This window comes from Nitrospirae bacterium YQR-1, from assembly GCA_039908095.1.
Lineage (GTDB): Bacteria > Nitrospirota > Thermodesulfovibrionia > Thermodesulfovibrionales > Magnetobacteriaceae > Magnetomonas.
This window is the reverse complement of sequence record JAMOBJ010000087.1, coordinates 1-982: the sequence shown is the minus strand read 5'-3', so window position 1 is coordinate 982 and position 982 is coordinate 1. Positions and strand designations below refer to the sequence as shown.

Below are 982 nucleotides of genomic sequence, written 5' to 3'. Positions count from 1 at the left end.
GTCACCTGAAAGGGCGTAACAAAGTGGAGCAGGTTTCTGAAAGAAACCTTGACATTTTTAGCTACCTGAAGGCTACCACGTCGGGTAGGTCAAGGCTCTTTCGAGCCCTTTCCCCCCTAAGAACCGTACGTGAGAGTTTCCCCTCATACGCAAGTCTATAAAATGCCCAATTTAGGACACGGCAACCAACTTTCTTTCAAGGATTGTGAGGAACACACTTTTCATAAGGATTAAAACTACATTTCACTTTAATGTGCAAGGTAATCCTGGTCTTGCAGGCAGATACTAATTCTGAAAGGTTTGTGCCGAATATCCAGTTTCTGCCGTATTTACTCAGGAAATATTTCTTTTTAATCCATGTTACAGATTTGTTATGGTGTCTGCGTTTTGCCCATTTCCATAGTGCGTGCCAGATTCGGTTGTCCACATAGGAAAAGGTCTTTCTGGCAGTGGCATGTCTGTGATAGTTAGTCCATCCTCTGATTACTGGATTTAGCATTTTAATCAGATTGTCCACAGTGGCAGTTTTGTACTCTTTAATAATGCCCCTGACTTTCCTTAGAAATGCTTTTATGTTTTTCTTTGCTGGTTTGGTTGTGAGTTTGCTTTTGTATTTGCGAATGTTTTGCCCAAGAAAATCAAACCCATTCTCGATATGAGTGATACAGGTCTTTTCCGGTGAAAGTTCCAATCCTCTCTCCCTCAGAAAGTTTGTGATTAGATGTTTGATGGTTTCCAGTATTTCCTTATTGGACGCTGTCACAATAAGTCGAGTAGCGCAGAGGAATCTCACCTCTACGCCCTCACAGTTCCGGACGTGAACCTCTCAGCTCATCCGGCTCCTATCATCCAGCCGTTAGCTTAAGTAGTTTCCAATGGGCAAATATCCATGGTTGTTCTATTGCAATGTAAGCGTCAAGTTAACCCCACCCGTGATTTTATAGCATAAGATTACGGTCAATATATTGTGGGAGCAAGAGTT

At 42.3% G+C, this 982-nt stretch carries 1 protein-coding gene; it reads right to left on the bottom strand.

Annotated elements, in window-relative coordinates; translation table 11 throughout:
* Positions 1-196 precede the first annotated feature (196 nt).
* A complete protein-coding gene (locus H7844_16015) occupies positions 197-793 on the bottom strand; it encodes a hypothetical protein (protein ID MEO5358782.1) in 597 nt (198 codons plus the stop codon).
* Between the last annotated feature and the right edge of the window lie 189 nt (positions 794-982).